This is a genomic window from Streptomyces sp. SAS_270, assembly GCF_052543295.1.
Genome location: NZ_JBMNDS010000009.1, coordinates 89,528 through 103,543 on the forward strand (window position 1 = coordinate 89,528; position 14,016 = coordinate 103,543).

13 protein-coding genes are annotated in these 14,016 nt (G+C 68.9%); 1 reads left to right on the forward strand and 12 read right to left on the reverse strand.

Annotated features, from left to right (window positions below; genetic code table 11):
* Positions 1 to 284 precede the first annotated feature (284 nt).
* The gene (locus tag ACN6LB_RS08845; protein ID WP_445025295.1) at positions 285 to 1,175 is read left to right on the forward strand and encodes a transporter; all 891 of its coding nucleotides are present in this window, start codon (positions 285 to 287) and stop codon (positions 1,173 to 1,175) included.
* Positions 1,176 to 1,482: 307 nt separating this feature from the next.
* Here ACN6LB_RS08845 and ACN6LB_RS08850 read toward each other — a convergent pair whose 3' ends face one another.
* From ACN6LB_RS08850 to ACN6LB_RS08905, 12 genes are all read right to left on the reverse strand, one after another.
* Positions 1,483 to 2,511, reverse strand: coding sequence for a hypothetical protein (locus ACN6LB_RS08850; protein ID WP_445025296.1), 1,029 nt, complete (start codon positions 2,509 to 2,511; stop codon positions 1,483 to 1,485).
* Between the two features lie 469 nt (positions 2,512 to 2,980).
* Entirely contained in the window at positions 2,981 to 4,879 is a 1,899-nt protein-coding gene (locus ACN6LB_RS08855; RefSeq protein WP_445025297.1) for a hypothetical protein, read from the reverse strand.
* A gap of 253 nt (positions 4,880 to 5,132) precedes the next feature.
* On the reverse strand, positions 5,133 to 6,257 hold the full coding sequence (locus tag ACN6LB_RS08860) for a DnaB-like helicase N-terminal domain-containing protein (RefSeq protein ID WP_445025298.1): 1,125 nt from the start codon (positions 6,255 to 6,257) through the stop codon (positions 5,133 to 5,135).
* Positions 6,257 to 7,522 (reverse strand): DNA cytosine methyltransferase, encoded by a 1,266-nt coding sequence (locus ACN6LB_RS08865; RefSeq protein WP_445025389.1) that lies wholly within the window; start codon positions 7,520 to 7,522, stop codon positions 6,257 to 6,259. Before ACN6LB_RS08865 ends, ACN6LB_RS08860 begins: the two co-directional genes overlap by 1 nt.
* Positions 7,522 to 8,391 carry a hypothetical protein gene (locus ACN6LB_RS08870; RefSeq protein ID WP_445025390.1) on the reverse strand — a complete coding sequence of 290 codons (870 nt, stop codon included), beginning with the start codon at positions 8,389 to 8,391 and terminating at the stop codon, positions 7,522 to 7,524. The genes ACN6LB_RS08865 and ACN6LB_RS08870 overlap by 1 nt, the downstream gene beginning before the upstream one ends.
* A gap of 403 nt (positions 8,392 to 8,794) precedes the next feature.
* Positions 8,795 to 9,562 carry a hypothetical protein gene (locus ACN6LB_RS08875; RefSeq protein WP_445025299.1) on the reverse strand — a complete coding sequence of 256 codons (768 nt, stop codon included), beginning with the start codon at positions 9,560 to 9,562 and terminating at the stop codon, positions 8,795 to 8,797.
* A gap of 81 nt (positions 9,563 to 9,643) precedes the next feature.
* Positions 9,644 to 11,434, reverse strand: a complete 1,791-nt coding sequence (locus tag ACN6LB_RS08880) for a TraM recognition domain-containing protein (protein WP_445025300.1) — start codon at positions 11,432 to 11,434, stop codon at positions 9,644 to 9,646.
* Positions 11,435 to 11,482: 48 nt separating this feature from the next.
* A complete protein-coding gene (locus ACN6LB_RS08885; protein ID WP_445025301.1) occupies positions 11,483 to 12,253 on the reverse strand; it encodes a DUF317 domain-containing protein in 771 nt (256 codons plus the stop codon).
* Entirely contained in the window at positions 12,250 to 12,804 is a 555-nt protein-coding gene (locus tag ACN6LB_RS08890) for a hypothetical protein (RefSeq protein ID WP_445025391.1), read from the reverse strand. Before ACN6LB_RS08890 ends, ACN6LB_RS08885 begins: the two co-directional genes overlap by 4 nt.
* Positions 12,698 to 13,210: a DUF317 domain-containing protein gene (locus ACN6LB_RS08895; protein ID WP_445025302.1), complete on the reverse strand. Its 513-nt coding sequence runs from the start codon at positions 13,208 to 13,210 to the stop codon at positions 12,698 to 12,700. The genes ACN6LB_RS08890 and ACN6LB_RS08895 overlap by 107 nt, the downstream gene beginning before the upstream one ends.
* On the reverse strand, positions 13,189 to 13,647 hold the full coding sequence (locus tag ACN6LB_RS08900; protein ID WP_445025303.1) for a DUF317 domain-containing protein: 459 nt from the start codon (positions 13,645 to 13,647) through the stop codon (positions 13,189 to 13,191). The genes ACN6LB_RS08895 and ACN6LB_RS08900 overlap by 22 nt, the downstream gene beginning before the upstream one ends.
* The gene (locus ACN6LB_RS08905; RefSeq protein WP_445025304.1) at positions 13,644 to 13,991 is read right to left on the reverse strand and encodes a hypothetical protein; all 348 of its coding nucleotides are present in this window, start codon (positions 13,989 to 13,991) and stop codon (positions 13,644 to 13,646) included. Before ACN6LB_RS08905 ends, ACN6LB_RS08900 begins: the two co-directional genes overlap by 4 nt.
* Positions 13,992 to 14,016 lie beyond the last annotated feature (25 nt).

A 14,016-nucleotide genomic window follows, 5' to 3' on the forward strand; every position in this document is an offset into this window, starting at 1 on the left:
CCGGCTCTTCGGGGTCGGGCCCTTAGCTTTTTCCCGTGCTGGGATGGTGCTGGGATAGCTGACCCCTCGTCACCTGTCATCACCCCTGCTCATCCCTACCGTGCTGGGATCGTGCTGGGATGGGACGAGAACGCCCGTGCTGGATTTCGGACAGTGATCTGCCAGGTGCGCGGGGCGGGTGCTTAGAGGCTCCGTCTGCACGCTTTCTTCACGGCTTCGTGGCCCTCTGCGGAAACAAATCTGCACCCGCCCGGCGTTGTCGATCTCCTAGCCGAGGAGGGAAGGTGTCGGGCCTGAAGCTGTTCCACACGACGAACAGCGGCGTGACTGAGGTCACTCCGCGTCTTGCTGCGGTCGAGGCGGATGTGCAGGATCTCGTCGAGGCGCACATGGAGGCGATGCTGGGCGTCACGTTCCTCGCGAGTGAGTACGTGATCGACTGCGTCGACGGCGGGCGTATCGACTCGCTCGGGCTGGACGAGAACGGCGCGCCCGTGATCGTGGAGTACAAGCGCGGCACGGACGCTGGCGTCATCAACCAGGGCCTCTTTTACATGGCCTGGCTGATGAGCCACAAGGACGCCTTCCGGAGTCTGGTCCGCGACCGGCTCGGGGTGACGGCCGCGTCCCAGATCGTGTGGAGCGCACCGCGGCTGATCTGCGTGGCTGGCGACTTCACCCGCTACGACGCGCACGCCGTACGCGAGCACCGGCGCTCGATCGACCTGGTCCGCTACCGGTACTTCGGCAGCGACCACATTGGTCTTGAGACCGTGGCCTCGGTCACTGGGCACTCGGCAGAGGCCAAGCGGGTACGCCGCAGCGCGCCCGGGGCGCCGCCGGTTCGGCGGCAGGGCGGTGCGATGGTCGAGCTGGCGTCGGCAGTCGACGAGGTCCTCGTCGGCCTCGGTGACGGCGTCACCCGGGTGCAGCGCAAGCGGTACCGCGCCTATCAGCGGCTGCGGAACTTCGCCTGCCTCATCCCGCCCCAGCAGACCAAGGTGCTGGTCTACCTGAAAGCGGATCCGACGGCGGTGGATCTGGTGTCCGGGTTTACCCGGGATGTGACCGGGCTCGGCCACCATGGCACGGGAGACCTGGAGGTTCAGCTGCGCACCGAGCGGGATCTGGAGCGGGCCCAGGACCTGTTCCGGCTGAGCTACGCCTCGGCGTGACGGAGCAGGAACGGGCATTGCGCCTAGCAGGGCGGTGGCGTGATGGATCGTCGCAGTGCTGCCTTTCGGCGGGCGGTCAGGAAGTGGCGGTGGAGCTACAAGTATTCGGCGGATTCCCGGTTTCGGTAACCGGGGATCCGCCGCTATATTGCCGCCGCCTTCCCAAGTGGCTCTGAATGGGCTGCTACATCTGGCAGGCGTCAGGTCCCATCCGCGGGAACAGGCCGCTTGACGTTTCACACCGACGGTCTAGCGCGGCCCCACTTGGTGGAAGGGCAGTTGGCGGGGTTGTGACGGCACCTCGTTCTTACGCGGCGTCGAGGTTGCAGAAGCCGGCGAGGATGCTCGGGGACAGGCTGCTCGTAAATCCCGAGCGGGGCATGCGGCGGACGATGGCCTGCCAGAGTTCGGGCGCAAGGCGGGAGGGAGGCCGCTCCACTGTGGCCCGGAGATCGAGCATGGCTGTCTTACCGGCGTCTTCGAGGACGAACTGCTGGTCGCTTCCGTAGTTTTCGTCCGTGTCGCCGCGGTACCTCTTGAGTACGAGGGGAAGTCCGCATACGGGGTCCAGCAGAGCTGCAACGATGTTGTGCGGTCCCGGCCCTTGCTTGTGGGCGTGCGAGGACTGCAGGACCAGGCGTGCCACGTCGAAGGCCGCGCCGCGGTGGCCGTCGGCCAGGAACGTGTTGGCGACGGTGTGCAGGAGCGCGGCGCGACGGAGCAGGCCGCTGCCCAGCCAGGCTCCGCGTTCCGTCACCTGCACGTAGTGGTCGTCGGGGTCTTCCCATTGAGCGTGGTGTTCACGCTCTGCCGTGGTCCAGGCGCGTGGCGAGGAGCGCCAGCACAGGTCCATGCTGTCCGGGTCGATCCAGTTGGAGAGTGTTCGTTCCTCGGCGCTGCGCCAGAGGGTGGACGGCAGTCCGGTCAGCCGTAGCCTGGCGGACTCGCCCAGGACCTGGAGTTCGATCGCGGTCCGATGCCGTCGAGTGATGCGCAGGCCGGGTACACCCTGCACCTCCTTGTGGGCGGGGGCGTAGGAGGGCAGGAGGTTGAAGAGGATTTCAGCCGCTCGTTCTTCGCTCTCGACGCCGAGGGTGATGACGTCGGGCTGGGGCTGCACTGCGGTGATCCCCAGAGGGAAGCGGGTGTAGAGGTTGCGGAACTCCAGGAGCGCGACCAGCACGCGGGCTTCCAGGAGCTGTTGGGCCGGCGAGGCGGCTCCTGGAATGGGGGACTGGCTGTTTTGAAGGCCATCGACTGCCCGGCGGGCCTGCTGGACGCTCTCGCCCGTATAGAGGCGTCGGAGAAGGGAAACGTCGTGGTGCTGTGCGCGCATGGGTCTCCTGCACGTCTCGGCCCAGGAAGTACAAAATCGAGATCCGGTGGGATGCGTGGGATTCGTTGGATGACCGGTTCACCCGAGCGTGGAGGAACAGGGCCGAGAGCGTCTCCGGGGAGCGGTGGTCACGCCGCAGACGCATCGTAGATCGCGTGTCGGCGCAGGGTAGGCAACTTGGCGGACTTCCGACCTCATGGCCACCCGAAAGGGGGAAGAAACCCCTGGGTCGGCACACTGTGGCGTCGCCAACATGTCAGCGCCTCAACCGCCTGGGTGTCGCCGGGGTGTGGGTGAATTGCCGATCCGTCGGGGCGTGTGCGAGGTCAGCAGGTACATAGACTGCGCCCTCGATCACGCTGCCGCCGGCCGTCAGATGAATGTGGTGGGTGGGATCGTTGCGCCGCGAGGTTCAGTGGACGGAGTCGCACGTCACGCTCGCGGCGCAAGAGGCGAGGGCGACGCGGGCCTAACTCCAGGGATCCGCCGACGGGATCAAGCACGGTTCAGCCGCTCGCAGGGCTAGGCGAATCGGCGCACACGCCTTTACGTATGCCGCCCGGGCGGCGTCGTCGACAGCGTCCAGCACGGTGGGGGACGAGTCTCCTAGGGCCACGTCGGGATCTTCGGGCAGGCGGGAGAGAACCGGGATCCCGAACCGCGCGAGTTCTGCATCCACCTGTGCGGTGAAGTCCGGTGACGGGGTGCTGCCGGCGCTGGGGGAGGACTTGCGCAGGACGAGGCCGGACATGGGGACGCGGTCCAGGGGAATCCCGGTGAGGTGTTGCTGGCGCCAGGCCATGGCCGATGCGGCCGGGGTGACGGCCACTTCATGGTGCTCGGCGACGCCGTTGCGTGCCTGCGCGGTAACGAAGCTCTCGGGGTATCCGGAGGAATCGACCACGATGAAGTGGCTGTCCACTGATCGTTCGATGTAGGGGCCCATACCGAGGGTGTCGTTGCAGTCCACAAAGATGGTCCAGTCGAAATGCGCGCGTGCCTGCCCCAGCAGGGCGCCCACGTCCGCACGGGAACCGCACACCGTGTGGGTGAAGAGCGCGCCGCCGCCGGGAACCAGCCTGCCTCTGCGCCAGGGCAGGGACGGAACAAAGGTCGGGCGGTCCGGGATGGACCATCCGAACACGTCATGCTCGTACAGGCGGCGCACTTCACGGTCGGTGTCGAAGGAGTGGGTCACGACGAGGACCGTGCAGCCGTCCAAGGCCCACGCCGCACCGATTTTCATGGCCATACCCGTCAGTTCCCACTGGCTTCTGCTGAGTCGAGGAGCTAGCAGCTGGGTGGAGCGGCCTTCCGTCGGCTTGTTGTCGTCGGAGCTCCGGGTGCGTTGGGAACAGTGGTGCTCGGCGGGTGAGGTGTGAGGAAGGCTGCCGTGGCTGGGGAAGGCGGTCTCGTCGAGTGCGGTGAAATTGCGTGGCCGCTGTGGCACTGGCAGTACCGGGGTGCTCGCTGCAACGGTTTCTACCCGCAGGAGGCCGCGCCAGCCGCTCGTGCGGTCGGCTGGTGCGGTGAACTCCATGACACAGCGGTCGCCGTCACAGTGGTGGCCTTCCCCGTCGGTGACCAGACCTGGCCCGGCCACGGGGTCGCTGAGAATCGCAGCGAGCCGGTCGTCATGGAGGGTGACGCCCGGGTGGACCTCGCGCACGATGTGCCAGTCCAGGCCATGGTCCGCGGATGTGGCCGACACTTTCAGACCTGCGTGGCTGGCAAGCCGGTCCCATAGCCGGATCCGGCGCAGCACGGCGCTGGGCAGCGCGACCGCCGGGCTGTGGTCGTCGATGATCGTCCGGGGCTGGGGCTTGCGGCGCCGGCCCCCAGTGCGGAGCTTCTCGGGCGGAAGCGCGTCGGGGGCAGTGGTCCACAGGGGCACACGCCGCTGCGCAGAAAGGGAAGCTTCGTACGTGGAGAGGAGTCCTTCGAGATGGTCGGACCGGTCCAGTGTGGTGAGAGCGATGACGCCTGCGGCTGGGTGACGTGCGAACGCGATCTCGATGCTGCTGCCGACCGTACGCGCCCACAGCCCGGGAGTGCCGTGAATCGTCCGCTGGCCCCGTTCACGGTAGGGAAGCATCTCCAGGGCGGGGCGCACCAAGTCGGAGTGCTCGAAACGGATGTCCAGGCGGCTCGATGCGGGAACGACTTCGGCGATCCCGAGTGGGAAGCGGCTGGAGCGCTGCGAGTTGCCGATATGCTGCAACAGGACCGATTCCAGAAGCAGTTGGGTGTCCGTGCCGCTCGGAATGAGCGTCCTCCAGCTCGGCATTTCCTTGACGCGCAGCCGTACGGCACGCAGGGATTCACCCGTCAGCTGCTGCCTGGCGGCGGCGACTTGCTCCTCGATCAACATCATGCTCCTTCTGGTACGTGCCCCGACCTGGCACAGAAGGCTCATGAAAGCGTTCGATGAAGTAGTTGATCTTTAGATCGTCGGAGAGGGTTGTCCGGCAGTGCCAGGGTCGGTTCAACGGCACTCGGAGCTGGCCGCTTCCAGGGGCCAGGTGCACCTACTCCAGCTCATGTGGGGCCTCGGTGTCAAACACCGCGAGCGTGGCCGGAGCGTCGTCAATCCATCGGGGGAAGGGGGCCCGAGGGTGGGGTCATCGGTGGGCCCGTGAGGCAGGCAGTGCGGGCTGGAGCAGCGGACTGGTCGCCCGGGGCGGCTGCGCGGCGCGTGTCGACGGCCTGCCTACAGGTGCGGGTGCCGGTGTGGTGGCCCGGTTCCAGCGGGTGCGCAGGGCGTTGAGGTCAGCGAGAGCGCGACGGCTGCCGGTGATGAGCTGGTGGGGGGTGTTGGCGGGGTCGTCGGTGTAGGCGGTGATCCGTGCAGCGACTGTCTGGGCGCGGGCGAGGAGGGCGCGTTTGAGGATCTCCTCGCCCCAATACTCGGGGGAGCCCGCGGGCGTGGAGACCAGGGCCATCAGGTCTTTGGGGGTGAGGGAGTCGGTGAGCAGTCCGCGGTGCTGGGCCTCGCCGAGGACGGTGACCGGGTCGACCATGTCGCTGCGGTGGACCAGCGCCGTGATGGACTGCCAAAGCGCGGCGTGTAGCGGCAGCAGGAAGTCCGCCTCGGTCAGCCACCGCATCTGCTGGACCTCCGCCGGATAGGCGGTGGCCGTCGCCAGCAGGAGGCGCTCTTCGTCGAGGTCCTCCTCGTCGGCCTGCCGTGGGACATCCGCGGGGAGTGCCGTGCGGGGGAGCGAGCCGGGGTGCGGGGCGAACTGTTCGCTGAGGGTGTCCAGGACGCGGCTGATGTCGTCAGCCTTGTCGAGTGTCGCGGCGGCCGGATTGGGCAGGCCCGGGTCGGTGGCGGTGGACGCGAGGCGCTCGGCGTGTCCGCGCAGGATTCGACGGGCGTTGTCGGCGCGGATCATCTGGGCGTACGCCGCAGCGTGCTTCGGCTGTGGGCAGAACTGGATGAGGTGGTGCAGGTAGGAGGCGTTCAGGCCGGGAGCGTGCGGATGCGCGTGCTCCAGCACGGTGTTGAGCCAGGCGGTGTCCTTGGCGTGGTCGGCGGGGTCGGGCGGCGGGAGGGTGCGGATCGCGGTGAACAGCGCGGCGTGGGTGTGGCTGTCGAAGTGCTGGGCGATCAGCGGCTCGGTGTCGGCCAGACGCGCTGGGTTGAGGAGGAGGGCACCGAGCAGGGCCTGCTCGGCGTAGTGGACCGGCTTTGGCGCCGACACAAGGTCGAGGGCGTCCTCGTCGGGTTCGGGGGCGTGGGTCATTAGGCGGCGAGGGTGAAGTCGTCGGGGTTGAAGGGCTTGTTGAGGTGCGGTGCGAGTAGGTGTGCGGCCAGGCGCGGAGGGACGGCGTTGCCGATCTGCGAGAAGGTCTGGCCCTTGCTGCCCTGCCACGGATAGTCGGCGGGGAAGCTCTGCAGTACGCCGGCTTCCCGGGCGGTGATCCTGATCGGCGCCGGTGCTGCTCGGTGTCCGTCGTCCAGTAGGTCGGGGGCGGTGCCGGGAACCCAGACGCACTCGTTGGCGCGGTGGCCGAAGAACAGGCTGCCGGCGGGCTCGTCGGATCGGCGCACGGTCGAGTTGGACTGGTTGTTGCTGCGCAGCGACCACGACCATCGAGGGGTTTCGCCGGCAAGTGTCGGGGCGGCAGTGTCGGCCGGCCGGCTCTCCCTGGCTCCGTGCCGGGCGCTGCCCCCGGCGCCTTCGCGGCGGGGCTGCAGCACGAGGTCGCTCTGAGGCTTCCAGGTCCCGCGGTCGCGGGCGTCGGTGAGCGTCTTACGGGAGCCGGAGGGGAAGGGCTCGGGGCCACCGCCCCGTCCGCCGCCGGCGCACACGGTCGGCACGGGCCGGTCGGTGGCGCCCCAGCCGAGGGCCTCGGCCATGGACACCCACTGGGCGCGGCCCGGTCCGAACAGCGACTCGGGCTCGGCGACCTTGGCGTGGGTGGGTGGCGGCGGCTCGGCGGTGCGGGTGCGGGAGGCGAGGAGGATCGCTCGCCGCCTCGTCTGCGGCACTCCGTAGTCCGCCGCGTTCAGGATCCCGGTCCATACTGAGTACCCCCAGCTGCGCAGGATCGCGGCGTACTGGCGCCACAGCGGCAGGACGTCGGGCACCTCCTCCATCGCGACCCATTCGGGTTGGCCGTGCTGGTTCAGGGCGTGCAGGTAGCGCATCGGCTCGGCGGCGAGCAGCGAGCGCTCGTCGCGGCAGGAGGCCAGCAGCTGTTCGCGGGTGTCGCGTCCGGTGGCGAGGTCGGCGACGGCCTGGTGGACGAGCGGCTGGTCGAGGAGGCCGAGGCGCTTGCCGGCCATCGACCATGCCTGGCAGGGCGGGCTGGCGATGAGCCCGGTGGTCTTGCCGAGGAACGGCCAGACCGGGTACATCGCCACGTCGGTCCGGATCGTCAACTGCCCTTGCGCGGCACGGGTCTTGCAGGCCCACTCGTCCCATTCCAGGCCAACGTCCCGCATGCCGAGTACGGCCAGTGCGTGGCTCCAGCCGCCGGGCCCGGCGAACAGGTCGAGCACGATCACGTGGCCAGCCCGAAGTCGTCCTGCGTGGCTGCGATTTCACCTCGGCAGGTCCACGGAGAGCACCCGTCGGTTACGCCCTCTTCCATCTGCTGCGTGGCTTCTTCGGTGTCGAGCTCCTGCTGGAGCGCGGCCCATTCGGCGGCGGTGACGTGGTCGATCGGGGCTTCGCTCAGAGGGATGCGTGAGCGGTGCAGGAATGCCTCGCCCAGCAGGTGGTTTCCGGTGGCGTTGGCGCGGGCGTTTCCCTTTCGAATGGCGGCGTCGAATTCCACCACATCTGCCCACTCGGCAGGGGAGTTATCGCGAATATTTCGCCACTGGGCGTTACCGTGAAATGGGCAACCGAGGCAACTCGATTTCGGGGTGTCGGCCAATCCGAGGGAGGACAAGTATCGGATGCAGTCGCTGCGCGACCAGCCCATTTCGATGAGCGGGTGCCGATTGCGCATGTACTTCACGTCCGCGTCCTTGGCGCGGTGGAATTCATCCGTCGAGATGCCCACCCATTGCTCCACGAACACGTCTCGCGGAATGCGGGCAGGGTAGGGGTGGCCGAGGAGTTCGCGAACCTTCTTCTTGATCGGCTTTATCTTGTATTCGCCTGTACATTGCCTCCTGGTCATCCCTGCCTTGCCGTCCTTATTCAGAATGTAGAGCGGCATGGAGGCAAATCTGTGACCAGGGTCGAGTGCATCACTTCGAATATTCCCGGATGTCACGCGCAGAATGGGTATACCCGCCGGTTTCGCCACCTCCCGCTCCAGGCGGTCGAGATGCGAATAAACGGCATTCGGTTCCCATCCTGTGTCGGCAAAAATGGCGTAGTCGACCTTGGGGAGAATCCCCTCGGCTGACAGGGCGAGCATGGCGCTGGATTGAATTCCGGCACCGAGTGAGATGGATCGGAATACGGGGCTGGCGGAAATGAGGGCGTCCTTGCGATGAGCGGGGCGCTGTCCGTGGGCGGACCGGTCAGCGGCGGGGAGCGGGGTGTGGTGCGCGGCAGGCGTCGGCGGGGTCGGTGCCGTGGAGACGGCGCGGGGGCAAGCGAAGACGGGGCTTACCTCGTCCAGGCCGGCAGCGAGGTCGCGGGCGGCGTCCGTGGCTGTACGCAGCCATTCCCAAGGGGGTGCGGGCAGTTGACGCCAGAGGGCGTTGCTGGGCGCCCATTCGAGGATCTCGGCGGCGTTGCGCAGCTGCTCGGCGGGCTGGGCCAGCACGGCGCGCTGCTGGTCCGGGGCGTGGGGATGGGATGGCCCCTGTGCTGGTTCAACGGTTTCGGGTGGCGGCTGCCTGCGCGGCGGAGGGCAGCGGGCGGGGCGTGGTTGCGGGCGCGGTGCGCGGCCCGGCTGGAGGCGCGTCGATGACCGAGGCGAGGGCGGTGATGCCGGGTGAGGTGAGGCGCACGCGGTCCAGGGGCGGGCCGCCGACGTAAGCGGCGCGCGCCGAGCGGGCGATTCTCTCGGCCAGGCCCTTCGTCTCCAGGGCGCGCAGGGTGCTCATCAGCACCTTGGGCTCGCGGGAGCGGGTGAATTCGCGGCCCAGAGAGCTGCTGGCCACGACGTGTCCGCAAGCGATCTCGGCCAGGGCCGTGCGGTGCGTGGCGGTCAGCCGGTCGTCGGGGGCCGTTGCGGTGGCCCAGCGGCGCCGCCGGGTCTCGCGGGCCAGCGTCAGGGCGCAGCCGACGGCGGCTTCCGGGGCCAGCGCGGTCAGCTCGCGAGCGGTTGCGACGTTGAGGTCCACTGAGGCGTCGGCAAGGAAGGCGAGCTGCCTCAGTCGCACGACCGTTTCGGTCAACTCGACGCTCTCATAGAGCCGTTCGCCGTGGATCGCCTTGATGGCGGACTGGGTGTCGGTGGCCAGACGCTGCGCGGAGGAGGCGTGGGCATCCGGTGCGGGAGGGTCGGTGGCGACGAGGAGGAGGTCGAGCGCGTCGTTGTACTGGGTGTACTGGTCGGCCAGGTGGAGCAGCCGTTCGACGGGCGTGGGCGGTGGCGGCACGTCGAAGAGCAGGGATTCGGTGGACGGCTCGGTCATGAGCGCCGCCGTGCGGTCGGGCAGGGGCGGATGGGACTTGCCTCCCGTCGGGTGGGGTACGGCTGTTGGCCTCGGGAGTGCTTAGGCGGCAGGGCCGAAGTCGCTCTGCTTCGGGGTGGTCTTAGCGATGGCGCGGGCGGTGATGCCCTTGGAGGCGCGGGCGGAGGCGGCGGACAGTTCGGCGGCGCCGGGCTCGAGATACCAGGGACGAAGATCGAGCATGGCCGCGCGCATGCCGGTGGCGAACGCGAGCGCCGTCCCCTTGGGCAGCGCGCGGATGGCGTCGGCGGCCAGGATGCGTTCCTGCCGCATGGACACCGAGGTGGACTTCCCGGACTCCGACGTCGAGGTGGAGGTCGTCTCGACGTCGTGGTCGCCGATCAGGCGAGAGAGCTTGTCAGCGAAGTCGGGGTCGTCGATACCCGAGCCGATGACCTTGATGGTGGACGCGGACCACATGGCGTCCATGCCCGCGTCGCCCCACACTTTCTGGCCCTGCCTGTAGCTCTGCAGAATGGTGATCGGGATGATGCCTCGAGAGCCCAGGTGGGAGTACAGGTCCGGAAGGTCGCTGATCTTGCAGACGTTGGCGGCCTCGTCGAGGATCGCGAGCATCGGCGGGTCCAGGCGTCCGCCGGCACGCTCGGCCTGGGCGGTCGCGGATCGCATCACGGAGTCCGCGCACGCGGCGATGAGGGCCGAGGCTCCTCCTCCGCCGTCCTTCGACAACAGGTAGAGCGTGTCCGTCGAGGTGACGAACGCGGACGGCCGGAACTCGGGCACGTCCTTTTGGGGTGTCACCCAAGCGGCGATCTCCGAGTTCAACAGGGCGGCGGCGTACTGGCGGGCCGTCTCGTAGATGCCGTCGCGGGTTTCCGGCGGGCCTTCCACGGTGCCCTTGAGCTGGGCGGCGACCGCGGCGAACTTGTGGTCGCGCAGGATGTCGAGCGGCGTGCGGTCGGCGGGGAAGGCGAGCCAGGCCATGACGTCGGTGATCGGCCGCTCGTCGAGCGCGGCGGCCAGGAAGAGCTGGCTCAGGATGTTGCTGCCGGCCTTCGACCAGAAGTCGCCCTGCTGGGACGCGTCCACGCTCGCGGCGAGGAAGTGCCCGGCCAACCGTCCTGCTCCGTCGAGGGTCTTGGCGTCGGCCAAGGGGTTCCACCACATGGCCCGTTCGGCGTGGGCGATCTGCTGCGGGTCCATCGACCAGGTCCGGCCGACGGCGGCCCTCGCATCAAGGGTTGCGGTGTAGGCGTCGCCGGCGGCCTTGTTGGAGGTGAGAAGGACAGGACCGGGCGCGTTGAGGATCGAGGGGATCGCCAAGCTGGTCGTCTTGCCGCTTCGGGGCGCCATGATCGCGACGGCGACATCCTCGTACCCCATGCGCACCTCATGCTTGGTGCCCTGGAGATTGCCGAGGAGGACGCCGGTGTCGGCGGCGGCGATGTGCTTGGCGTCTTTCAGACTTGGGCGTAGCGAGCGCGCCTTGTCGGTGATGGCCTTCGCCATCAGCGGCTCGATGTCCTTCTGCTTGGCCATGCCGGCGACGCGCTTCTTACGCCCGCTGCCGCCGCCTCGGTACCGCTTGTAGAGCATTGCGGCGGTGATGCCGAGCGCGACGAGTACGGCGCCGGGCAGGATGCGTGTGCCGAGCAGGAGGGACGTTTCGCTCAGGTTGGGCCACAGCTCGTCGGGGTGCAGCAGGGCCTGAACCGGCTGGTAGGGAGCGGTGTTGGAGGTGGTGGTCCAGGCGGTGAGATTGCCGCCGAGCCAGGCGAGGTTGGACAGGGGCACGGCGACGGCGATGGCGCCGAGGAGGACCTTGAAGGCTATGTCGTAGCCGTCGTTGGACGTGGAGTTGGGCTGGGGCAAGGGCTGTTCCAAGTACGGGGAAGGAGGGGGCCGGCCGCGGCGGACTGGTCAGCGCGTGCGGCCTCGCGCCGGTCCGGGCGGTGTGGGGGCAACGTTGGCCACGTGGTGGTGTCGCTCGGTGAGGGCGCTGATGCGTCGCTCCAGGGCGAACGCGACGTCGGTCGCGGGGATGTGGTGGGTGTGCACGGTCATGCGGTCGCGGGCCCAACCCGGGATGCGGCGAGGGTCGCGCATGAGGGGCGCGGGGTCGGCGAGCGCCCGTGTCACGGCGGCGATCAGGTGCAGGGGCGTGGTGCCGGTGAACACGGCTCGCCAGATCGTCGGGTCTCGGATGACGGCCGTCTCGATGTGCCACAGGTCGCTGCCTGGGTTGCCGAGCCGCTCGATGCGCGTGATGCCGTCGGGGGCTGCGAGCCCGCCGAAGTGCCGGGGCGGTTCCCATCCCGCGTCCTGCAACGTCGTGAAGGGGTCGGGCGACGCGGTGGGCGCACCGGATGGGTCGGTGAGCGCGTCGGTGAAGGCGGCGATGATCTCGACGGGAGTGCGGGCCTGGAAGGTGGCCGCCCAGGCGGGATGATCCGCGGTTCGCGCCTGCCGGATGGTCCACCAGTCCGGATCATCCGGATCGCCGGGGGCCAGACGCAGTTGCGTGAGTTGGTCCGGGCTGGTGAGCAGGACGCGAGGGATGAGCGGGTCATGTCCGTAGCTCCAACCGGAGACCCGGTGCAGGGGCTGGGTGATCCAGCCGGGATCGCCGATGCCCGCGAGGTAGCGCGGGGCGATGAACGCCTGCTCGACGGCCTCGCTCGCGCCCGTCACCGTCGGCCCATGGACGGTGTGGCGGTGGCCGTGTGTACGGGCACCGCCGTCGACAGGGTCCGCGCGGATGCCGTCGAGTGCCTCTGCGCCAGCGCATTGACGGCGAAGAGCACCTGGCCGTGGATCGCCCACTGGTCGAGGTAGGACCAGGCTTCCGCGTAGCTCTCGGCGAGCGGTTCCTCGTACGCCTTCGTACGGGGCCGCGCGCTCGCGGGCAGCGCGGCGCGTACCGCACTCCACTCGTCGTGAAACGCGTAGAGGCGCTGCGTGGCATCCCGAAGTTCGCGGACCTGCCATGCGTAACGGCGGGTCCGGTCGGAAGACGACAGCAGGTCGAGCTGCCGCTGAGCGACGTCCACGAGTTCGTCGGCGTGGTAGTACACCCGGCCGAACGCGGACAGGGTGTCGGCGTCGCGTTTCTGCTGACGCCGACCATAGGCATCCTCATCGTGGGGCTGGAACGTCTCGGGGTCGGAGTGCCGGTCGGAGTAGCGGTCCCAGTCGGCGAGGATCTGCCGGCTGTGCCGCAGATAGATGGCGAGCTGGCTCAGATAGAGCCGGTGGGACAGGCTGCCGGGTTCGAGTGAGATGGTCAAAGAGGGCCTTTGGGCGGGCAGTTGTGATGGCGGGCGGGGTGGGGGGTGCGGCGCTTCGGCGGGCCTGGCGGGCGGCGGACCGGCTGGCCTTCAGCCGAGCTTCGTGGGCGGCGGCGAGCTGTTCGCCCTGGGCGCCGCGTTCCACCTGCGTGACGAGGTGGGAGTGCGGAACGTCGTAGTGGCCGCGGGAGACGGGCGCGGGGTCGACGAGGGCGGTGACGAATCCGGCGATCAGGTGGCGCGGGGTGCGGTCGTCGAAGTACGCGTGCCATAGCCGGTGGTGGCCGCCGAGGCCGGTGGGCAGCGCGACTTCGGCCTTCCAGCTGAAGTAGTCGCTGGTCAGCGTCGCCGACCGCTCCATGGTGGTGATGCGGCCCGGATGGTGGGCCCGCTCGTTGCCCCGTTCGTCGCACTCGTACGTCCAGCCGCTGCCTGCAACGCCGGCCAGATATCCGGCTCGGCCTCGGGCGGGGAACGTAGGAGCGCGTCGGTGAATCCGGCGATGATTTCCACGGGTGTGTTGCCGCCGAAGGACGCGTACCAGCGCTGCGACGAGATCCGCCACCAGGAGCCGTACGCGTCCGGGGTCGGCTCCAACACGAGCGTGTGCCGGTAGTCGGGGCTGCCCAGTACAACGTGGGGGAAGTCGGGGTCGCCGAAGTTCTTCCACCCGCCGGCCCGCAATGCCTGGGTGACGTGGCGCGGGTCACCGGCTCCGGCGAGGTGGCGGGGCGTGGTGTCGCACCAGATCCGCGACCAGGGATCGTCGGCTGCGCTGGCGATATAGGGACGTGTCACGGCGCCGAGGGGCCGGCGGGCTCAGGCGCGTAGCCGTTCAGGCGATGTACGTCCCAGTGCAGGACGTGCAGGTCGGTGGCCTCCTGGGCGGCAACCCGAAGCCCGGCGACGATCAGATGGATCTCGTCGCTGTCCGCCTTCGCCTCCTGGGCGATGAGGCGTGCGGCGTTGCGAAGGATGTCGCCGAGCAGGATGGGGACGCCGGTGTCCTCGTCGAGGAGGATGGCGAGCAGCGGCAGCACGTCGGCGGCGGACGGATTGGTGTGCAGGTAGTTCTGGACCTGGGCCAGTGTGGCGGTCGCCTGTGCGACGTCGTCGGCGCTGGGGGCGGAGGGGGTGGGCAATTTTCTCCTTGGATGGAAGGGACGG